Origin of the sequence: Alloyangia pacifica (assembly GCF_020524285.1) — a bacterium.
GTDB classification, from domain to species: Bacteria; Pseudomonadota; Alphaproteobacteria; order Rhodobacterales; family Rhodobacteraceae; genus Salipiger; species Salipiger pacificus_B.
In genome coordinates this window covers 54,773-74,887 of sequence record NZ_JAIVKX010000008.1, presented here as the reverse complement: position 1 = coordinate 74,887, position 20,115 = coordinate 54,773, and the positions used below count along the sequence as shown (strand labels likewise).

22 protein-coding genes and 1 tRNA gene are annotated in these 20,115 nt (G+C 67.0%); 9 read left to right on the top strand and 14 right to left on the bottom strand.

What is annotated here, in order from left to right:
* The first annotated feature begins 23 nt into the window (after positions 1-23).
* A complete protein-coding gene (locus tag LC039_RS12020; protein ID WP_413463836.1) occupies positions 24-479 on the top strand; it encodes an MmcB family DNA repair protein in 456 nt (151 codons plus the stop codon).
* A gap of 29 nt (positions 480-508) precedes the next feature.
* Here LC039_RS12020 and LC039_RS12015 read toward each other — a convergent pair whose 3' ends face one another.
* Entirely contained in the window at positions 509-697 is a 189-nt protein-coding gene (locus LC039_RS12015) for a DUF6324 family protein (protein ID WP_092424081.1), read from the bottom strand.
* Between the two features lie 72 nt (positions 698-769).
* Here LC039_RS12015 and LC039_RS12010 point away from each other — a divergent pair, with 72 nt between their 5' ends.
* Positions 770-1,285, top strand: coding sequence for a GNAT family N-acetyltransferase (locus tag LC039_RS12010; RefSeq protein WP_226624480.1), 516 nt, complete (start codon positions 770-772; stop codon positions 1,283-1,285).
* Positions 1,286-1,338: 53 nt separating this feature from the next.
* Positions 1,339-1,415 (top strand) — tRNA-His (locus tag LC039_RS12005).
* 185 nt (positions 1,416-1,600) lie between these two features.
* Here LC039_RS12005 and LC039_RS12000 read toward each other — a convergent pair.
* On the bottom strand, positions 1,601-1,924 hold the full coding sequence (locus LC039_RS12000; protein ID WP_226624478.1) for a DUF6476 family protein: 324 nt from the start codon (positions 1,922-1,924) through the stop codon (positions 1,601-1,603).
* Here LC039_RS12000 and LC039_RS11995 point away from each other — a divergent pair.
* The 5 genes from LC039_RS11995 to LC039_RS11975 all read left to right on the top strand — a co-directional run bounded on the left by LC039_RS11995 (position 1,923) and on the right by LC039_RS11975 (position 6,900).
* The gene (locus LC039_RS11995; RefSeq protein WP_226624476.1) at positions 1,923-2,951 is read left to right on the top strand and encodes an RluA family pseudouridine synthase; all 1,029 of its coding nucleotides are present in this window, start codon (positions 1,923-1,925) and stop codon (positions 2,949-2,951) included. The genes LC039_RS12000 and LC039_RS11995 overlap by 2 nt on opposite strands.
* A gap of 181 nt (positions 2,952-3,132) precedes the next feature.
* Positions 3,133-4,029, top strand: coding sequence for an RNA polymerase sigma factor RpoH (gene rpoH / locus LC039_RS11990; protein ID WP_226624474.1), 897 nt, complete (start codon positions 3,133-3,135; stop codon positions 4,027-4,029).
* A 107-nt stretch (positions 4,030-4,136) separates the two neighbouring features.
* A complete protein-coding gene (locus LC039_RS11985) occupies positions 4,137-5,111 on the top strand; it encodes a Gfo/Idh/MocA family protein (RefSeq protein ID WP_226624472.1) in 975 nt (324 codons plus the stop codon).
* A 148-nt stretch (positions 5,112-5,259) separates the two neighbouring features.
* A complete protein-coding gene (gene phaR, locus LC039_RS11980) occupies positions 5,260-5,817 on the top strand; it encodes a polyhydroxyalkanoate synthesis repressor PhaR (protein ID WP_226624471.1) in 558 nt (185 codons plus the stop codon).
* Positions 5,818-5,949: 132 nt separating this feature from the next.
* Positions 5,950-6,900 (top strand): DMT family transporter, encoded by a 951-nt coding sequence (locus LC039_RS11975; RefSeq protein ID WP_226624470.1) that lies wholly within the window; start codon positions 5,950-5,952, stop codon positions 6,898-6,900.
* On the opposite strand, the gene LC039_RS11970 is transcribed toward LC039_RS11975, so the two are convergent.
* The 12 genes from LC039_RS11970 to LC039_RS11915 all read right to left on the bottom strand — a co-directional run bounded on the left by LC039_RS11970 (position 6,888) and on the right by LC039_RS11915 (position 18,635).
* Positions 6,888-8,099 carry a DegT/DnrJ/EryC1/StrS family aminotransferase gene (locus LC039_RS11970; RefSeq protein WP_226624469.1) on the bottom strand — a complete coding sequence of 404 codons (1,212 nt, stop codon included), beginning with the start codon at positions 8,097-8,099 and terminating at the stop codon, positions 6,888-6,890. The genes LC039_RS11975 and LC039_RS11970 overlap by 13 nt on opposite strands.
* Positions 8,100-8,211: 112 nt before the next feature.
* Positions 8,212-9,513 (bottom strand): NAD(P)/FAD-dependent oxidoreductase, encoded by a 1,302-nt coding sequence (locus LC039_RS11965; protein ID WP_226624465.1) that lies wholly within the window; start codon positions 9,511-9,513, stop codon positions 8,212-8,214.
* An 88-nt stretch (positions 9,514-9,601) separates the two neighbouring features.
* The gene (locus tag LC039_RS11960; RefSeq protein ID WP_226624463.1) at positions 9,602-10,966 is read right to left on the bottom strand and encodes a glutamine synthetase family protein; all 1,365 of its coding nucleotides are present in this window, start codon (positions 10,964-10,966) and stop codon (positions 9,602-9,604) included.
* Positions 10,963-11,649 (bottom strand): type 1 glutamine amidotransferase, encoded by a 687-nt coding sequence (locus LC039_RS11955; protein ID WP_226624462.1) that lies wholly within the window; start codon positions 11,647-11,649, stop codon positions 10,963-10,965. The genes LC039_RS11960 and LC039_RS11955 overlap by 4 nt, the downstream gene beginning before the upstream one ends.
* Positions 11,650-11,713: 64 nt before the next feature.
* Entirely contained in the window at positions 11,714-13,057 is a 1,344-nt protein-coding gene (locus tag LC039_RS11950; RefSeq protein WP_226624461.1) for a glutamine synthetase family protein, read from the bottom strand.
* Between the two features lie 210 nt (positions 13,058-13,267).
* Complete coding sequence (locus LC039_RS11945; RefSeq protein WP_226624460.1) at positions 13,268-14,077, bottom strand: ABC transporter permease; 810 nt, start codon at positions 14,075-14,077, stop codon at positions 13,268-13,270.
* Positions 14,074-14,955 (bottom strand): ABC transporter permease, encoded by an 882-nt coding sequence (locus tag LC039_RS11940; RefSeq protein ID WP_226624459.1) that lies wholly within the window; start codon positions 14,953-14,955, stop codon positions 14,074-14,076. The genes LC039_RS11945 and LC039_RS11940 overlap by 4 nt, the downstream gene beginning before the upstream one ends.
* 53 nt (positions 14,956-15,008) lie before the next feature.
* Positions 15,009-15,731: a transporter substrate-binding domain-containing protein gene (locus LC039_RS11935; protein WP_226624458.1), complete on the bottom strand. Its 723-nt coding sequence runs from the start codon at positions 15,729-15,731 to the stop codon at positions 15,009-15,011.
* A 50-nt stretch (positions 15,732-15,781) separates the two neighbouring features.
* Positions 15,782-16,564 (bottom strand): ABC transporter ATP-binding protein, encoded by a 783-nt coding sequence (locus tag LC039_RS11930; protein ID WP_226624456.1) that lies wholly within the window; start codon positions 16,562-16,564, stop codon positions 15,782-15,784.
* Positions 16,565-16,710: 146 nt separating this feature from the next.
* The gene (locus LC039_RS11925; RefSeq protein ID WP_226624455.1) at positions 16,711-17,151 is read right to left on the bottom strand and encodes a TerB family tellurite resistance protein; all 441 of its coding nucleotides are present in this window, start codon (positions 17,149-17,151) and stop codon (positions 16,711-16,713) included.
* A gap of 120 nt (positions 17,152-17,271) precedes the next feature.
* Positions 17,272-17,703 (bottom strand): hypothetical protein, encoded by a 432-nt coding sequence (locus LC039_RS11920; protein ID WP_226624454.1) that lies wholly within the window; start codon positions 17,701-17,703, stop codon positions 17,272-17,274.
* A 143-nt stretch (positions 17,704-17,846) separates the two neighbouring features.
* Positions 17,847-18,635: a 23S rRNA (adenine(2030)-N(6))-methyltransferase RlmJ gene (locus LC039_RS11915; RefSeq protein WP_226624452.1), complete on the bottom strand. Its 789-nt coding sequence runs from the start codon at positions 18,633-18,635 to the stop codon at positions 17,847-17,849.
* A 341-nt stretch (positions 18,636-18,976) separates the two neighbouring features.
* On the opposite strand from LC039_RS11915, the gene LC039_RS11910 reads away from it, so the two are divergent.
* A complete protein-coding gene (locus tag LC039_RS11910) occupies positions 18,977-20,110 on the top strand; it encodes an acyltransferase family protein (protein ID WP_226624450.1) in 1,134 nt (377 codons plus the stop codon).
* The last annotated feature ends 5 nt before the right edge of the window (positions 20,111-20,115 follow it).

Genomic DNA, 20,115 nt, shown 5'->3' with positions numbered 1-20,115 from the left:
TTGTTCATACTGGGTGCATGAGCATGCTGAGCGAAACCCCGATGATGCCCGGCCAGTTGCTGGCGCGCGGCGTCTGCCGTCACCTGGCCAGCCTCGGCTTCGCGCCGGTCGAGGAATTCGTGCCCGAACGCGGCCGCCGGGTCGACGTCATGGCGCTGGGGCCGAAGGGCGAGATCTGGGTGGTCGAGTGCAAGAGCAGCCGTGCCGACTTCATGTCGGACGGCAAGTGGCAGGGCTATCTGGATTGGTGCGACCGCTATTTCTGGGCGGTGGACGAGGCGTTTCCGACCGATCTTCTGCCCGAGGGCACCGGGCTGATCATCGCCGATGCCTATGACGCCGAGATCCTGCGCATGGCGCCCGAGGCGAAGCTCAGCGGCGCGCGGCGCAACGCGCTGATCCGGCGCTTTGCCACCCATGCGGCGCGGCGGCTGCACGCGTTGAGGGACCCCGAGGCGCGGCTCGACGCCTGGGGGTGAGGTCTGGACTTGTCAGCAGGGCAGGCGGCTCAGCGCTTGACCTTGCGCGCGGTTGCGGCGGCGGCGCGCAGTTCCTCGGCGATTTCCTCGGCTTCTTCAGGATCGAAATCCATCGGGATCTCGAGGTCGCCGGCGTAGATGTAGAGACGCACCATGCCCTGATCGGTCGGGCCGATCTGCAGGTTGGCTTCGATGTCGCGTTCGGTGTTGATCCCCATGATCGTCCCCATGAAACTGGAATTGCGCGGGCTTAGACCCGTGGCGGATATATTGCAAGCGAGGGGGCCGGGATGTCCATGTTGCAGACGGCAGGGGAGACCATCGAGCTGAGGCCCTACGGTCCCGGGGACCGGGACTGGCTGGTGCGCCAGCACGCCGAGCTTTACGCCCGCGACGAGGGGTTTGACGACAGCTTCGGCCCGCTGGTGGAGAGCATCCTGCGGGATTTCGAGGCGAAGCATGACCCGGTGCGCGAACGCGGCTGGATCGCCTGGGAGGGCGGGGATCGGCTCGGCAGCATCTTCTGCGTCGATGCGGGGAGGCGGGAGGGGCAGGCGCTGGCAAAGCTGCGGCTCTTCCTGCTGCTGCCGGAGGCGCGGGGCCGGGGGCTGGGGCAGCGCCTGCTGGGTGCCTGCATGGGATTCGCGCGTAACGTGGGGTACACCCGCATGACGCTCTGGACCCACGAAAGCCACCGCGCCGCCTGCGCGCTCTACGCCAAGAACGGGTTTTCCCTTGTGTCCTCGGTACCTGTGACCAGCTTCGGGGTGGCTCTGGTCGAGCAGCACTGGGAGCGTGCAATTTAACTCAGGATTGGGGCTTGCAATCGAAAATGGCTGGCGTTATTCCCCCCGAGCGTGCCGCCTTAGCTCAGTAGGTTAGAGCGCTTGATTGTGGATCAAGAGGTCTCCCGTTCGAACCGGGAAGGCGGTACCATCTTCCCCCCCTCCGTAGGACTATGGCAGCGGTCACTAGGTGATCTGTGTCGTTCCGTTTCGCGACGGGACTCTTTCGCATCGCTTGTGGGCAAATTCGGAGTGTGGGGCTCTGCCCCGTCCGCGCCTGCGCGCGGACGCCCCAGGAATATTTCTGTCTAGACGAAGAATCTCTGGCGGTGCCGATCAGTCGGCGGGGGTGATCTCGATGGTCTGGCGCAGTTCCTGCGTTGCGCGGTCGAAGATCAGGATCCGGTCGTCGGTGGTGACCACGGCGTACCAGTCGGCCCCCTGGGTGAAGGCCGAGGCCGTGGCGCCCGACGGCAGGGTGATCTCGGCGGGCAGCGGCGCGGGCGGTTTTGTCGCCGCGGTGAAGCGGATGACAATCAATGCCACAATGGCTACAAGCCCTGCGATCATCACAGCCGTGAGCACGGTGACCAGCCGGCGCAGGAAGCGCAGGTTGGCCGGTTCGGGCAGGATTTCGGGATCTTCAGGAGTATTGGACATGGAGCAGCCTCTGCGCGTCGTCATCGGGGAAGCCCCGCCGCCGCGTCTTGATAAGGCGCTGGCACGCGATGTGCCAGAGGAAGCCGCGCTCTCGCGCACCCGCCTCGCGAAACTCATCGCGGAGGGCGCGGTGACGCGGGCGGGCGAGGTGCTCTCGGATCCCAAGGCCAAGGTCGAGGAGGGCGACGTGGTGGAGATCTCCGTGCCGCAGGCCGAGGAGAGCCACATCGGCCCCGAGGACATTCCGCTCGACATCGTCTGGGAGGATGACGACCTTGTGGTGGTCAACAAGCCCGCGGGCATGGTGGTGCACCCGGCGCCCGGCACGCCCACGGGCACGCTGGTCAATGCGCTGCTGTTCCATTTCGGCGATGCGCTCTCGGGCGTCGGCGGGATGAAGCGGCCGGGCATCGTGCACCGGATCGACAAGGACACCTCGGGGCTGCTGGTGGTCGCCAAGTCTGATCGGGCGCACCACGGGCTCGCGGCGCAGTTCGAAAAGCATACAGCCGAGCGCGCCTACCTGGCGCTGGTGCACGGCGTGCCCTCGACCGCCGATCCGCGGCTGCGCGGTGTGAAGGGCGTGTCGGTGGAGCCGGGCGAGGTGATCCGCATCCAGTCGGGCCTCGCGCGGCACAAGACCGACCGGCAGAAGCAGGCGGTCTATTTCGACGGGCAGGGCCGCCATGCGACGACGCGGGCCCGGGTGCTGGAAACCTTCGGCACCCCGCCGGCGCTGGCGCTGGTGGAATGCCGGCTTGAGACCGGGCGGACCCACCAGATCCGCGTGCACATGGCGCATGCCGGCTACGGGCTGATCGGCGATCCGGTCTACGGCGGGCGCCGCAAGATCGCCGCCAAGGCGCTGCCGCCGCAGGTGGTGGAGCAGGTTGGGCGCTTCGACCGGCAGGCGCTGCATGCGGCGCTGCTGGGGTTCGAGCACCCGGTGACCGGCGAACATCTGCGCTTCGAGGCGGACCTGCCGGAGGACATGGCGCAGCTGCTGCGGAGCCTGCGCGGCGAGTGACATATCCTTCGCATCTGCGTGAGATCGGCGAAATCCGGATCCGGGCGACGGGAGTCTGCGTTAAACACGTGAAAACCTTGAACACCCCATGCTGCATATCCGCACGCAAGGGATTCTTGTAATCCACCGAGGGTCCGCCCATATTGGATGTTAACCCTCATAACATCGGAGGAAGGGGCACGTGAGCAACTACGCGAATCTGCCGGCGCCGTCGCCGGAAGCCGGCCTCAGCCGTTACCTGCAGGAGATCCGGAAGTTCCCGCTGCTGGAGCCGGAAGAAGAATACATGCTGGCCAAGCGCTGGGTCGAGGAGCAGGACGCCGAGTCGGCCCACAAGATGGTCACCAGCCACCTGCGTCTCGCGGCGAAGATCGCCATGGGCTACCGGGGCTACGGCCTGCCGCAGGCCGAGGTCATCTCGGAGGCGAACGTCGGCCTGATGCAGGCGGTGAAACGCTTTGATCCCGAGAAGGGCTTCCGCCTCGCCACCTATGCCATGTGGTGGATCCGGGCCTCGATCCAGGAATACATCCTGCGGTCCTGGAGCTTGGTGAAGCTCGGCACCACCTCGGCGCAGAAGAAGCTGTTCTTCAACCTGCGCAAGGCGAAGAACCGCATCGGCGCGCTGGAAGAGGGCGACCTGCGGCCCGAGCATGTCGAGAAGATCGCCACCGACCTTGGCGTGTCCGAGGACGAGGTGATCTCGATGAACCGGCGCCTGTCGGGTGGCGACGCCTCGCTCAATGCCACGGTCGGCTCCGAAGGCGAAGGGACCATGCAGTGGCAGGACTGGCTCGAGGACGAGGATGCGGACCAGGCCTCCGACTATGCGGAGCGTGACGAGCTGACCGCGCGCCGGGCGCTTCTGGCGCAGGCGATGGATGTGCTGAATGACCGCGAGAAGGACATCCTCACCCAGCGCCGTCTCGCCGAGCAGGCGGTGACGCTCGAGGAGTTGTCGGGCATCTACGACGTCAGCCGTGAACGTATCCGGCAGATCGAGGTGCGCGCCTTCGAGAAACTGCAGAAGCGCATGCGCGAGCTTGCCGCAGAGCAGGGGATGCTGGGCGAGGCCTGATCCCCGCGCTGGACACTACGGACGCCTGCCCCCTCGGGGCAGGCGTTTCGCTTGCGGGTGTCTCGTGACGCGCTACCATCCGCGGCGACACAGCAAGGGAAGAGACCATGGCCGACCACGTCAGATGGGGCATCCTCGGCGCCGCCAATTTCGCGAAGAACCACATGGGCCCGGCGATCCACGCCGCTCGCGGTGGCGCGCTGAGCGCCATTGCGACCTCGAGGGCGGAGAAGGCCGCGGATTTCGCCGCCTTCGCCCCCGGTCTGAAGGTGCACGAGAACTACGAGGCGCTGCTGGCTGACCCGGAGATCGACGCGGTCTACATCCCGCTGCCCAACAGCCTGCACGTCGAATGGACGCGCAAGGCCGCCGAAGCGGGCAAGCACGTGCTGTGCGAGAAGCCCATCGCGATGAAGGCCGAAGAGATCGACGAGCTGATCGCGGTGCGCCAATCCTCCGGCAAGCTGGTGGCCGAGGCCTGGATGGTCGCGCATCACCCGCAGTTCGCCAAGGCGCGCGAGCTGTTGCAGGCGGGCGAGATCGGGGATCTGGTTCGGGTCGACAGCAGCCACAGCTTTTACAACGATGACCTCGGCAATATCCGCAACCAGGCCGCGGTCGGTGGCGGCGCGCTGCGCGATATCGGCGTCTATGCCTTCGGCTCGATCCGGCTGATCACCGGGCAGGAGCCGGGCGAGATCCTCGCCGCCGAGATCGATTGGCAGAACGAGGTGGATGCCTCGGCGCATGTCATGGCGCGCTTCCCGGGCTTCATCTACACCGGTCGCGTGTCGACCCGTGCTGCCCCCTGGCAGGAGATCGTGCTGCATGGCACCAAGGCGGTGATGCGCCTGCCGGTGCCGTTCAACGTGCAGGTCTTCGGTCAGGCAGAGCTGCATCTGCACGGGCCGGGGCTCGAGACGCGGGTTTGGCGCTGGCCCGCCGAGAATCACTACGTACTGCAGGTCGAGGCGTTCAATGCCACGGTGAAGGGCGAGGCCGACTACCCGCTGCCCCTGGAGTTCTGCCGCGGGACCCAGAAGTTCGTCGACCGTATCTTCGCCGCGTCGCCGCAGGGGTGATGCTGCGCAGCATGTTGCAGCATTTGCCGGGCCGCGGCGCAGCAAATTCCGGCCGCGCGCCCGGCAAGTGCCAGTGAAACTGATGCTTTTCTTTTTTTCTGCACTCGCATAGGCTTTTCTCCAGCTCTTCGTGGAGGGAGGCACTGTCGTGGCCGACAAGGAAAAACCGCTGCTGATCAAGCGCTATGCGAGCCGGCGGCTCTACAATACCGAGACCAGCGACTACGTGACGCTCGAGGATATCTCGGGTTTCATCCGGGACGGGCGCGACGTGCAGATCGTCGATCTCAAGTCGGGCGATGACCTGACCCGTCAGTACCTGCTGCAGATCGTCGCCGAGCACGAGAGCCGCGGCGAGAGCGTTCTGCCGATCAACGTGCTGACCGACCTCGTGCGCAGCTACACCACGCAGGCCACTTCGGCGGTGCCGCAGTTCCTGGCGGCGAGCTTCGAGATGTTCCGCGAGAGCCAGAGCAAATGGGCCGACAGCATGAGCCAGATGAACCCCATGATGCCGAAGATACCGGGGCTCGAGGCGATGCAGGCGCAGCAGGAAGCCTTTCTCAAGGCGATGACCGGCAACGTCGGCGCGAACTGGTCCGGACCCGGCAAGGAAGAGCCGGCGGCCGAGAGCGAGGAAGACCTCGCGGCGATAAAGAAGCAGCTCGCCGAATTGCAGCAGAAGCTCTCGAAAATGGACAAGTGACGCGGCGGGCCCTTCGGGGCCCGATGTGTTTCCGGCAGGTGCGGGCCGAAGGGGTCTCGCTTCCGTAGAGTGGTCTTCGCTTTGCGCAGGATCCGGATTTCCCATGCCCGCGGCTTGCGGCTATGGAAGGCCATGAGCACCGCACCCTCCCTCCGCATCGACCGCCTCTCGGCCCTGCTGCTGCTCGCGCTGGCCGCGCTCTGGGGCAGCACCTTCCTCTTTGCCGAGATCGCCCTGACCGAACTCAGCCCGATGCAGGTGACGCTGCACCGAGTGGTGATCGCCGCGGTGGCGCTTTGGCTGGTGCTGCGGCTGCGCGGGCTGAAGGTGCCGCGATCGGCGCGGCTCTGGGGCGCCTACCTGGTGATGGGCGGGCTCAACAACGCGCTGCCCTTCACGCTGATCTTCTGGGGCCAGACCCATATCGAGAGCGGGCTTGCGGCGATCCTCAACGCCTCGACCGGCGTTCTGGGCGCGGTGGTGGCCGGGCTGTTGCTGCGCGACGAGCGGTTGAGCTGGCGCAAGCTGGCCGGGGCGGCGCTCGGTCTGGCCGGTGTGGCGGTGGTGATCGGGCCGGACCGGCTGACCACGCTCGATCCGCGCAACCTCGGGCAGGGGGCGGTGCTGCTGGCGGCGCTGAGCTATTCGCTGGCCAGCGTCTGGGGCAAGCTGCGCCTCGCCGGGCAGCCGCCGCTGGCCAATGCCTTCGGCATGCTGGCGGGCAGCGCGGCGATCATGCTGCCGCTGGTGATCTGGCAGGACGGGGTGCCGGCGCTCGATTACGCGCCGCGGGTCTGGGCCGTGCTGCTGGGGTTGTCGCTGCTGGCGACCGCGCTGGCCTTCATCCTCTACTTCGCCATTCTCGCCCGCGCGGGGGCGGCGAACCTGATGCTGGTGACGCTGCTGATCCCGCCCTTCGCCATCGTCTTCGGGCGCATCTTCCTCGGCGAGCAACTTCCGGCGGGAGTCTACCTCGGCCTCGGCATCATCGCCGCCGGATTGGTGGTGACCGACGGGCGGCTGCTGGCACGTCTGCGCCGCAGGCCGCCCGCCGCGTCACCGTCGAAGGCTCAGGTGCCGTAGGCGCGCAGCGGTCCCATGACGCTGTCGGCGGCGCTCACGAGAACCTCGGCCACCGCCTCGCATTCGGCGAGGGTGAGCCGGGCGGGCAGGCGGGTGTCGCAGGCGCGCTCGAGCATGGCACGGGTGCGCGGCAACTCGGGCAGATCGTCGAGGAACTGCCAGTTCCAAAAGGCGCGGGCATTGTCGGTCGACAGCCCGAAGAGCTGCACCTTCACGCCGCCCGCCTCGGCCGCGGCGATGAAGGCGCGCATGTCCTCGGCGCTCATCCCGGCGAGGTTGAACTGCAGCGAATCCGGTGCGCGCTCTTCCGGCGCCAGCTTGTCCGGCACCTCGATCCAGGGCGAGCGGTTCAGGATCGCCGCCACGTGGTCGTGGTTGCGGCGCCCGTCGCGCACCCGGCGCGCGACATGGGCCAGTTGCGGGCGGATCACCGCGGCAGCGAGGTTCGACAGGCGCAGGTTGTAGAGCGGCAGGCGGTTCTGCCAGCGGGCAAAGGCCTCTTCCAGCTCGGAGGTATTGTCGCCCGGCGCCATGTGCTTGCGCCAATTGTGCTCGTAGGCGCCCGAGAGGATCACCGCTCGCGCCACCAGTTCGGCGTCGTCGGTGATCAGGATGCCGCCTTCACCGGCGTTGACCAGCTTGTAGCTCTGGAACGAGAAGCAGCCGACCCGGCCCAGCGTGCCGATGTTGCGCCCCGCCCATTTGGTGCCGAGCGAATGCGCCGCGTCCTCGATCACCGGCAGGCCGCGGGCGTCGCAGAGCGCCAGGATCGCGTCCATGTCGGAGGTGTGGCCGCGCATGTGGCTGACGATCACTGCGCTGACGCCGTCCAGCTTGGCCTCGAAATCGGCCATGTCGATGCGGTAGTTCTCGCCGACCTCGCAGAGCACCGGCACGCAATCCGCATGCACGATCGAGGAGGGCACCGCGGCAAAGGTGAAGCCGGGGATCAGCACCTTCGCGCCGCGCGGCAGATCCAGCGCCTTCAGCGACAGGAAGAGCGCGGCGGAGCAGCTCGACACGGCCAGCGCGTATTTGCTGCCCAGCAGGGCGGCGAACTCGCGCTCGAGCAGGGCGACGGGCGCATCCTCGGGCGCGGTGTAGCGGAAGAGGTCGCCGGACAGCAGCAGGCGGTCGATCTCGGCGCGGGCCTCGGCCGGAATGGGCTCCGCATCATGCATGTTGGGAAGGCTGCTCATATCACTAAACCCAAATTGTTTCTTTGGAAAAACTTAAACACTGTAACTATGACAGCCAAGTGAAAAGGCCCCCCGACAGGAGGGCCTTGCGAAGACGTGAGCGGGTTCTCTCTCAGAAGCCGAGGCGATCGCGCAGCGCGTACCAGCTCATCGCCAGCGCCAGCAGCGGAGAGCGCAGCGCGGCGCCGCCGGGGAAGCCGGGCACCGGCAGCGCCGCCATGGCGTCGAACCCTGCGGATTGTCCGCGCACCGCCTCGGCCAGCAGCCGCCCGGCGTGCACCGCGGTGCCGACGCCGTGGCCGGAGTAGCCCGAGGCGGTCAGCACGTTGGGCGCGAGCCGGGCCAGCAGCGGCAGGCGCTTCATGGTGATCGCCAGCGTGCCGCCCCAGGCGTAGTCGATCTTCACGTCTTCGAGCTGGGGGAAGATCTCCAGCATCGGCTTGCGCACCAGCGCCTTGATGTCGCCGGGGAAGCGGTAGCCGTAGCTCTCGCCGCCGCCGAACAGCAACCGCCCGTCGTGGCTGAGCCGGAAGTAGTTCACCACGAACTTGGAATCCGCCACTGCGACGTCGCGGGTCAGCACCTCGCGGGTGCGCTCGCCGAGCGGCTCGGTGGCAACGACGAAGTTGTTGATCGGCATGACCTTGGCCGCGACTTTCGGTTCCAGCCCGCCGAGGTAGCCGTTGCAGGCGAAGATCACCTGGCCCGCGCGCAGCGTGCCGCTGCCGGTATGGATCAGCACCTCGCGGCCCTGCTCGACGCTTTCGACGTGGCTGGTCTCGTAGATGCGCGCCCCGGCGCCGGCGGCGGCCTTCGCCAGCCCCAGCGCGAAGCGCAGCGGGTGCAGATGCGCCGCGCCCATGTCGAGCACGCCGCCGCGGTAGTCGGGGGAGGGGCAGAGTGCGTGGAAGGCCTCGCGATCCAGCGTCTCGATCTCGTAGCCGTATGTCTCGCCCATGTGCTCGGCGTAGTGGTGCAGGTGCTGCACGTCGCTCTTGGACGAGCCGCACCAGGCGACGCCGTCGCGCAGGTAGCAGTCGATGTCATGCTCGGCGATCAGCGACCGGCACAGCGCCTTGGCCTCTTCGCCCAGGTCCCAGAGCACCCGGGCATTGGCCGCGCCGACCATCTTCTCGAGGCTGACCTGGTCCTGCCGCTGCCCCGAGCCGAGTTGCCCGCCGTTACGCCCCGAGGCGCCGAAGCCGACCCGGTGCGCCTCCAGGAGCGCCACGTCCAGCCCCGCCTCGGCGAGGTGCAGCGCCGCCGACAGGCCGGTGTAGCCGCCGCCGATGATGCAGACATCGGCCCGCGCCTCGCCCTCGAGCTTGGGGAAGGGCGGCAGCATGTCCGAGGTCGCGGCGTACCAGCTCTGCGGGTACTCCCCCCGGCGATCATTCGAGAACAGCAGGTCCATGCCGCGCCCCCTTCCTTCATTCGTCTAGACACAATTGTCCCGGGGGGCCGGGGACGGAGCCCCCGAAACCTCCTGCGGCCGGGTCCGCTCAGACGTTGAGCAGCAGGTGCTCACGTTCCCAGGGCGAGATCACCGCGAGGAACTCCTCGTACTCGGTGCGCTTCACGATCGAGTAGACGCGGGCGAATTCCGGCCCCAGCACCTCGTGCAGCTTGGTCGCCTCGTCGAAGATATCCAGCGCCTGGCCGAGCACGCGGGGGATGTCGCCCTCGCCCTCGTAGGCGTCGCCGCGGAACTGCTTCGACGGGCGCCGCTCCTCCATCAGCCCCAGATAGCCGCAGGCCAGCGAGGCGGCGATGCCGAGGTAGGGGTTGCAGTCCATCCCCGCGAGGCGGTTCTCGACCCGCCGCGCCGCCGGGCCCGAGATCGGGATGCGGATGCCGGTGGTGCGGTTGTCGCGGCCCCATTCGAGGTTGATCGGCGCGGCGCTGTCGCGCACGTAGCGGCGGTAGCTGTTGACGTAGGGCGCCAGCACCGCGATTGCCGCGGGCAGGTAGGCCTGAAGCCCGCCGATGAAGTGGAAGAAGGCGTCGGTCTCACCACCGGCCGGGCCGGAGAAGATGTTGCGGCCGGTCTCGATGTCCATCACCGAGTGATGGATGTGCATCGCCGAGCCGGGCTCGTCGGCGATCGGCTTGGCCATGAAGGTGGCAAAGCAGTCGTGGCGCAGCGCCGCCTCGCGGATCAGCCGCTTGAAGTAGAAGATCTCATCGGCGAGCTTCACCGGATCGCCGTGCTGCAGGTTGATCTCGAGCTGACCGGCGCCGCCTTCCTGGGTGATGCCGTCGATCTCGAATCCCTGCGCCTCGGCGAAGTCGTAGATGTCGTCGATCACCGGGCCGAACTCGTCGACCGCGGTCATCGAATAGGCCTGGCGGGCGGCGGCGGGGCGGCCCGAGCGGCCCATCATCGGCTTGATGTCCTTGGCCGGATCGACGTTGCGCGCCACCAGGAAGAATTCCATCTCGGGCGCCACGACGGGCTCCCAGCCCTGCTTGCGGTAGAGCTCGACGACGCGCTTCAGCACGTTGCGCGGCGCGGCGGGAACGGGCTCGCCCTTGCGGTCGAAGGCGTCGTGGATCACTTGCAGCGTCCAGTCCGCGGTCCAGGGCGCGGCGGTGGCGGTGCTCATGTCCGGGCGCAGGATCATGTCGCGCTCGATGAAGCCGACGTTCTCGTCCGCCGCCTCGCCCCAGTCGCCGGTGATGGTCTGGTAGAAGATCGACTCGGGCAGGTGGAAATAATCCTGACGGGCGAACTTCGAGGCCGGCACGGCCTTGCCGCGGGCAATGCCGGGCAGGTCGGCGATCACGCATTCGACCTCGTCGAGCCGCCGCCCTTCGAGATAGGCGGTGGCGGGTTGCGGAAGCTGGTTGGTCCAGTCCTCGGTCATGCGAGAGCCTTTTGCTTGAAGAAATGCGCGAATTGATCGGCGAGGGCGCGCTGGTCCAGCGGCGTGCCGAGCGCCTTGCCCGCGGCGTCGAGCCGGTCCTGCGGCACCACGCCTGGGCCGCGGGTCTCGAGCAGCGCGCGGGTGTAATCGTCATTGAATTCGGGGTGGGGCTGCACGGTGTAGGCGTGGCCCGGGTAGAGCAGGGCGGCGTAGTCGCAGAAGTCCGAGCTGGCCACGACCTCGGCGCCCTTCGGCAGCTCGGTGACCTGGTCCTGGTGCCAGGCGTTGATCACCTTTTGCTGCCCGTCCTTGAAGCGGTAGGTGGTCGGGCCGACGACCCAGCCGCCGGGGTGCTTCTCGACCTTGCCGCCGAGCGCCTGCGCGATGATCTGGTGGCCGAAGCACACGCCGATCAGCGGGCGACCCTGCGCGTAGATTTCGCGGATCAGCTGCTCGAGCGGCGGGATCCAGGGGTGGTCTTCATAGGCGCCGTGGCGCGAGCCGGTGATGAGCCAGCCGTCCGCCGCCTCGGCGCCTTCGGGGAACTCGCCGTTCACCACGGACCAGCTTTCGAAGTCGAAGCCGTAGCCGCCTAGGAGGCGGGCGAAGAAGGCGGGGTATTCACCGGTTTCGGCCGCGAGTTCCGCGGGGACGAGGCCGGTCTGCAGTATGCCGATTTTCATGAATCACACGTTGGTTTTTCTGGCCCGAAGGTAGGCTTGCCGCAGGCATGCGGCAAGCCGTGCGTCAGACCGTATCGAGATAGATCTCCACCTGTTCGAGCGGCGAGAGCTCGGCCATGTAGAGCTGCTCCTGGCGCTTGGTCAGGAGCAGGTTGCGGATCAGCTCCTGCGGCAGGATGCGCGGCATCATCTCGCTCGCCTCGAAGGCATCCATCGCCGATTCCCAGTCGGTCGGGATCAGCGGCAGGTCTTGCGCGTAGGCATTGCCGGTGATCGGCTCGGGCGGCTCCATCTCGTCCTCGATGCCGATCAGCGCCGCGCCGAGGATGGTGGCCATCAGCAGGTAGGGGTTCACGTCGCCGCCCGCCACGCGGTGCTCGATTCGGCGCGCCGCCGGGCTGCCCGAGGGCACGCGGATCGCGGCGGTGCGGTTCTCGTAGGCCCAGGAGATGCCGCAGGGGGCATGGTTCTCGGGGATCAGCCGCTCGTAGGAATTGAGGTGCGGCGCGAAGATCAGCGTGCTGTCGTGCATCGCGTTGACGCAGCCGCCGATGGCGTGGCGCAGCACCTCGGTGCCCTTCGGCCCGCCGTCGTCGAAGATGTTGTTGCCCTCTTCGTCCAGCACCGAGAAATGCATGTGCATCCCAGAGCCGGCGTAATCCTCGTAAGGTTTCGCCATGAATGATGCGGCGAAGCCGTGGCGGCGGGCCAGCCCCTTGAGCAGCATCTTGAAGAGCCAGGCATCGTCGGCCGCGCGCAGCGCGTCGTCCTGGTGCATCATGTTGATCTCGAACTGCCCGAGACCCGCCTCGGAGATGGCGGTGTCGGCGGGGATGTCCATGTCCTCGCAGGCGTCGTAGAGATCGGTGAAGAAGATGTCGAAGGTGTCGAGCGCGCGGATCGAGAGCACCTCGGCGGCCTTGCGGCGCTTGCCCGAGCGGGGCGAGACCGGCACCTGCAGCTTGCGGGTGCTGTCGTCGATCAGGAAGAACTCCATCTCCAGCGCCACGACCGGGGTCAGCCCGTGCTTCTTGTAGCGGCGGACCACCTGCGCCAGTGCGTGGCGGGGGTCGCCCTCGTAGGGCTTGCCGCCCTCGTGGAACATCCAGATCGGCAGCAGCGCGGTGGGGGCCTCGAGCCAGGGCATCGGCACGAAGCCGCGCTCGGTGGGCTTCAGCACGCCGTCGCGGTCGCCGGATTCGAAGACCAGCGGGCTGTCGTCGATGTCCTCGCCCCAGATGTCGAGGTTCAGCGCCGAGAACGGGAACCGGGTGCCGTCCTCGACGACCTTATGGGCGAAGCGCGAGGGGACGCGCTTGCCGCGCGGCTGGCCGTTGAGGTCGCATGCGGCCACACGGATGGTGCGGACCTGGGGGTTCTTGCGGAGCCAGGTTTTCGGGTCAGTCATTGTCTGTCCAAGAATTTGATCAAATTTAGCGTAGCGACTCGCATCGAGGCTGGCAAGCGGGGGCTTGGGAGAAGAAAGCGAGTATTTTGGGAAAGATGAAAGGCTGGGCGACGTTCCGCAAGCGCGCGGGCCGGCGGCTGTTGCAGCAGGCATAAAAAAGCCGGGCGCGCGCGGCGTCCGGCTTTCGGGTCTCTGTCGTCGCGGACCGCCTCAGCGCATCAGCAGCCGCGGGCGCACCCGCATCTTCTGGCGGCGCTCCTTCGGCAGGTGCCGGTTCAGCCGCCTGTTGATCAGCCCGAAGAGTCCCACCACGCAGAGCGTCAGCAGGATGAAATACCCCGCGAGGATCGGGTAGGGGACGAAGGGGTTGAACGTCTTGTCGGCGAAATAGTTGGCGTAATAGAGCGCGTCGCCGCGTTGCTGCCAGGCCGGGAAGCCGGAGAAGAACACCAGCGTCGTGGCGTGGAAGAGGAAGATCGCCTCGTTGGTATAGGCGGGCCAGGCCAGCCGCAGCATGGTCGGCCAGACGATCTTCTTGAAACGGGGCCAGCCCGAGAAACCATAGGCATCCGCCGCCTCGATATCGCCCTTGGGGACCGAGAGCAGCGCCCCGTAGAAGATCTCGCCGGTGTAGGCGGCGGTGTTGAGAAACAGCACCAGCGCCGCGCCCAGCCAAGCCGATGTCAGCGGGTCGAAGGCCGAGGAGACGCCCTTGAGGCTGAGGAACAGGAAGTAGGCGAAGAAGAACTGGATGAAGAGCGGCGAGCCGCGGAACACGAAGATCACCCATTCCGCCAGCTTGCGCAGCGGCGTGATCTTCGACGCCTTGCCGACCGCCAGCGCGGTGGCGAGGAAGAAGCCGGTGACCAGCGCAACGATGCCGAAGTAGATGTTCCACAGCATCCCCGAGCCGATCAGCGTGAACTGCTGACACAGGGTGAAGTTGTCGCGCGGCAGCAGCCGCTCGCCGATGCCGATCGAGCGCAGCCCGTAGTCCGCGATGGTCTCCCAGCAGCTCATGACGCCTTCCTCTGCGCTTCGCCGCCCATGGTGGCCTGCCCATGGGTGAGCCGTTTCATGATCCGGCCCAGCACGATTTCCGACACGCGGGTGAAGGCGAGGTAGAAGACCAGCAGCGCCAGGAAGTACCAGACGCGCCAGTCGGGGTGCGGGTAGTCGGTGAACTTCGCGGTCTTCGAGCCGCCCAGTTCGCGCGCCCAGTAGACGATGTCCTCGACGCCCAGCAGGAACAGCAGCGGCGTGGCCTTGATCAGCACCATCCACAGGTTCGACAGGCCTGGCAGCGCATAGACCCACATCTGCGGCACGAGGATGCGCCAGAAGGTCTGGCGCCGGGACATGCCATAGGCCTCTGCGGTCTCGAGCTGCGCATGGGGCACGGCCCGCATCGCGCCAAAGAGCACGTTGGCGGCGAAGGCGCCGAAGACGATGGAGAAGGTCAGCACCGCAAGCGAGAAGCCGTAGGTCTCGTGCACCCATTGGGCGGCGGTCGAGAGCGGCAGCTTGGCCTCGGCGCAGACGACGAAATCATTGCCCTGGCGGATCGGCTGATCCCAGTCGGGGCATTTCACCTCGTGCCGCAACCACTCGAAGAACTGGTCGAGGGCGATCACGAAGAACAGGAAGAAGGCGATGTCGGGCACGCCGCGCACGATGGCGATATAGGCCTTGCCCAGCCAGGACAGCGGCGCGAAGTGCGAGCGCGCCGCCATGGCGCCGCCGAAGCCGAAGGCCAGCGCGACCGGCGCGGTGATCGCCAGCAGCAGCAGCACGGTGCCGACCGAGACATAGATCGACAGGTGCTTGCCCGTGGTCAGGTAGCAGCTCAGCCATGCCAGGCCGTCGATCGCGCTAGGGTCGGTACACCAGGAAAACATGTCGTATCAGCCGTAGGCGAGGGGGCCGCGCGGGCCCCCTCCCGTTAGAGCGCTCAGAACGGAGCGCCGATTTCCCATTTCACGAGCAGCTCGTTGAGCGAGCCGTCGTCCTTCATCGACTGGATGGCCGCGTCGAACTTTTCCTTCAGCTCGGTGTCGCTCTGGCGCACGCCCATGCCGACGCCGCCGCCGATCATCTCGTCCTGATCCAGCAGCATCACGTCGTCGCTCTCGTCGGCGACCGGGGCGAGGTAGCTCTTGTCGGCCAGCACGGCGTCGGCTTCGCCGTTGCGCACGGCGGCGACGGTCTCGTCGGGGGTGGCGTATTCGACCAGTGTGGCGCCCATCTCGGCGACGAAGGCGGCCTGGATGGTGCCGGTCTGCGCGGCGATCACCGCACCCGAGAGGTCGATGTCTTCCATGCCCGACAGGACCAGGTAGGCCGAGGGATCGGGCTGGGTGTAGTTCTGGGTGAAGCCGATGACCTCTTCACGCTCCGGGGTGATCGACATGCCGGCCATGATGGTGTCGTAGTTGCCCGACACGAGGTTGGGGATGATCGAATCCCAATCGTTGGTCACCCACTCGCAGGTCACTTCGGCGCGGGTGCAGAGCTCGTCGCCCAGTTCGCGCTCGAAGCCGTCCACTTCACCGGCGTCGTTGATGAAGTTGTACGGAGGGTAAGCGCCCTCGGTGCCCATGCGCACGACGTCCTGGGCCATCGCCACGGTGGCGGTCATGGCCAGCGCGGCCGTGCCGAGAAGGATGGATTTCATGTAACTTGCTCCCTGGTTAGGTACGTGTCCGGGGTGGTCTCTGCCGCCCGTCAGACGTGGCTGGTCGACCGCAGGAAGCCCTGCAGCCGTTCCGATTTGGGCGCGCCGAACAGCTCGGCGGGTGCGCCTTCTTCCTCGATGCGCCCCTGGTGCAGGAACACCACGTGATTGCTCACGTCATGGGCCATCTTCATGTCGTGCGTCACGATGATCATGGTGCGCCCTTCGGCGGCGAGATCCTTGATCACCTTTACAACTTCCTGCTCGAGCTCGGGGTCGAGCGCCGAGGTCGGCTCGTCGAAGAGCAGCGCCTCGGGCTCCATGCACAGGCCGCGGGCGATCGCCGCGCGCTGCTGCTGACCACCGGAAAGCTGCGCCGGCCAGGCGTCGGCCTTGTCGCCGATGCCGACCTTGTCGAGGTAGCGCCGCGCGGCGGCCTCGACCTCGTCGCGGGGGCGGCCGAGCACGGTGAGCGGCGCTTCCATGACGTTCTGCAAGATCGTCATGTGCGCCCACAGGTTGAATTGCTGGAACACCATCGACAGGTTGGTGCGGATGCGCAGCACCTGCTTGGGGTCGGCGGGGCGGCGGCTGTGGCCGCTGCCGTGCCAGCGCACCGGCTCGCCCTTGAACAGAAGCTCGCCCTGCTGGCTGTCCTCGAGCAGGTTGCAGCAACGCAGCAAGGTCGACTTGCCGGAGCCCGACGAGCCGATCAGGGAGACCACGTCGCCGCGTTTCGCGGTAATGCTGACCCCCTTGAGCACTTCGAGCGCGCCATAGGCCTTGTGCAGATCGCGGATCTCGATGACTGGAGCTTGGGCTGGATCGGTCAAGCCAAACCTTCTTCGGCAGTTGCTGATATTGGCGGCGAGAATGGGCGAAAAATGGGCCGATTGTCCATGCGCAAAACGGTCGGCCCGTCAGTGTTGGCGCGGCGTAAACGAGTGGTTGCCCGTATTTAAGACGCTGAAGTGGCCTCTCAGCGCGCGGCCTCCACTCTTTGACGGGCCAGGGCCGAATCCCTGTCGTTGATGCCCAGAAGGTTCGACACCAGTCGCAGCAGCGCGTCTTCCTCGTCGTCGCGCTCGCCATCGGCCAGCGCCACCTGCCACAGCGCCTCGATCACCGCGATGCGGTCCTCGTAGGCGACGGCGTCCTTGATGGCGCGGGTGAAGCGGACGGTGTCCGGCGCCTCGGCCTCCAGCGCTTCGGCGTCGCGGCGCAGACGCGTGGCCTCGAAGGGGGAGAGCCCGTAGCGCGCGGCGGCGATGCGGTCGATCCGGTCCTGCTCGGACTGGTCGTAGGTCTCGTCGGCGCGCGCTACGCGCACCAGCAACGCGCAGAGCGCCAGCCGCGCATCGGCGTCTGGCAGGCGCTCGGGGCCGGGGTCGACCAGCCGTTTCAGGAAATCAGCAAACATGTCTCTGATATAGCCGCACCGCCGCGCGGCGCCAACGTTCCGCGCGAGATCGTGTAGAGCGGGTCGGGGGTGTGGTTTTCCGGGCAGCACGGGCCGGGTGGCTCTGCCGCGGGACGGGGGCTAGCCCACCTGGCTTTCGGAAATGTCGCAGGGCGAGACGAACAGCAGGTTTTCGGACAGCCAGAGCGCCGTCTGCACCGCGCTCGGCGTGCCGTCCGAGGTGGCCATGACTTCGCAGAGGCAATGCGCCAGCGCCAGTCGTTCGCGGTAGGCCACCGCACGGGCGAGCATGGCCGCAAAGCAGGCGGTGTCGTCGGGCGCCGCGGCGGCGACCGCCTGGCAGGAGAGCCGCATCTCTGCCGCCTCGAGGCGGGTCAGCTCGTGGCGCCGCGCCAGCACCGCATCGACCAGCGACACGCCGATCAGCGGCGAGCGCGCCTGCGCCTCGGCGGCAGCGCGCAGCAGCAGGGCCCCGAGCGCCAGCGGCACGTCGCAGGGTTCGAGCGGCGTGGCCTCGGGGGCCGCCATCCAGAATTTCAGCCCGCGTGCCATGGCGCTCTTGGCCGGGACGCGGCAGTCCGGTGCAGGGGGGATCGTGCCATCGTTCTCCCGTCGGCCATCATTCTCCCGTTGACCAAGTGTCAACGAACTTACTCTGCGTCAGCTTGCGGTTGTCGGCAATGGTGGAAAAGCGGTCAGCCGAGAGCGCCGGCAGCGCGCAGCCGATCCGTCAGCCCGGCGGCCGCCGCATCGAGGCCCCAGGGCGGGTTCACGACGAACATGCCCGAGCCGATCATCCGGTGGCCTTCGCGCACCGGCGGGAAGCGGATCTCGTGGCAGAGCGCTCCGGGAAAATCCTCGGAAAGCTGGGCGAGCATGGGCACATGCGCGGCAGAGCTGAGGATCGGGTACCACAGCGCCAGCACACCGACGTTCCAGCTCCTGGCGATCTGCCGGAAGAACTTGGGCAGCTCGGCGTAGTCCTGCTTGAGCTCGTAGGGCGGATCGACCAGCAGCAGGCCGCGGTGCGGGTCGGGCGGGCAGAGGCTCTTGGCCAAGTCGAAGCCGTTCTGGCGGTGCACCGAGACATTGGGCCCGCGCAGGGCGCGGGTCAGCGCCTGGTGCTCCTGCGGATGCAGTTCGGCCAGGTGGATCTTGTCCTGCGGGCGCAGCAGCTTGGCGGCGATCATCGGCGAGCCGGGGTAGGCGTTCGGCCCATGCTCGCGGCGCACCTCGGCGAGCGCCTTCAGGTAGGGGTGATCCTCGGCAAAGACGCCCTGGTAGGCCTCGATCCCCTGCGCTGCCTCGCCCGTCTTCACCGCCTCCGCCGAGGTCAGATCGTAGAGCCCGCGCCCGGCGTGGGTCTCGATGTAGCTGAGCGGCTTGTCCTTTTTCGTCATGTAAGCAAGCAGCTCGGCCAGCAGCGCGTGCTTTTGCAGATCGGCGAGATTCCCGGCGTGGAAGGCGTGTTGGTAGGAGAGCATGGCGGCCTCGGCTGATGACGGATCGGAAGAGGGTCACGGGCCGCACGGGACATGCCCACCCCGTGCGCATGTCGCCGCAGATACAGCCTGCGCCGGTCGAAGTCGAGCGCGGGGCGGGTGTGCTCGCGATATAGGAGAGTTGACGCTCGGGCGACACTCTTTTGGCGGGTGCATGCCAAGTCGCGTCCAGAGTCCAGATGAGGCTTGCCGCAGCGCGCCCGGTGCGCGACCATGATGGGTATTATTGGAAGTGATATTTACATCTGTTCGCGCAGGCCCAGCCATGCCCGGGGGCGTCGTCTCCCGAGCCTTCGCCCGGTCGTGCGCAGAGGAGTGACATAGTGACTATTGATGATTTGATGGCCGAGGCGAGGGGACGGCCAAGCGGCTTTGATTACATGCGCCTCATCCTGTCGGTGCTGGTCCTGACCATCCACAGCGTACAGATCGCCTACGGGCACAAGATCTACATGAACGCCGTCTGGGCGCATTTCCCGTTGGATGGGCTGGCGATGACCGTGCTGCCGATGTTCTTCACCCTGTCGGGCTTTCTGGTGGCGGGCAGTCTCTACCGCTGCCGGACATTGCTGAGCTTCATGGGGCTGCGGTTCATCCGAATCTACCCGGCGCTGGCGGTGGAGGTGACGATCTCGGCACTGCTGATCGGTCCGCTGGTCACCAGCCTGCACTGGTCGGAGTATTTCACCAGCGCGGGCTTCTTCCGCTACCTCTTCAACGTCACCGGCCACGTCAGCACGGCGTCGCTCTACCTGCCGGGCACCTTCGAGGCGAACCCCGAGCCGGGCATGGCCAACGGCCAGCTCTGGACGGTGCCCTATGAGCTGATCTGCTACATCGGGCTTGCGGTGATTGCCCTGATGGGAGGGCGCAAGGACCGCCGGGTGCTGCTGCTCGGGCTGCTGAGCTTCACGGCCTTCTCGGTGTTCAAGATGGGTTTGCGGACGGGCTGGGACTTCGACCCCTGGGTTGGGCCGGTGACCGGGCGGGCCCTGGTGATCGCCTTCCTCTGCGGCATCTGCCTCCATGCCTATCGCGACAAGGTGCAGATCCACGGCTACCTGGTCGCCATCGCTGGGGCGGTCGCGGTCATCGCCTTCAGCCTGAGCGGGCTGGGGCAGTACGTCGGCCTGGCGGCGATCGCCTATGTGACGGTCGGCCTGGGGCTGATGAACCTGCCGCGCCTGTGGGTGCTGAAGAGCGCCGACCTGAGCTATGGCATCTTCCTCTACCATTTCATCATCCAGCAGCTGATCGCGCATCTGCTGCCGGGGCTGCGCGAATGGTACTGGATCGCGATGATCTCGCTGCCGGTCTCGATGCTGGTCGCGCATCTGTCCTGGGTGGGGATCGAGCGGCCTGCTCTGAAACTGCGTCAGCGGGTGTTCGCGCTGGAGTGCAAGATCATGCGCAGCCTGCCGGGACTGTCGGGATGGCACGCGCCGGCTGAGAGATGAGTGCC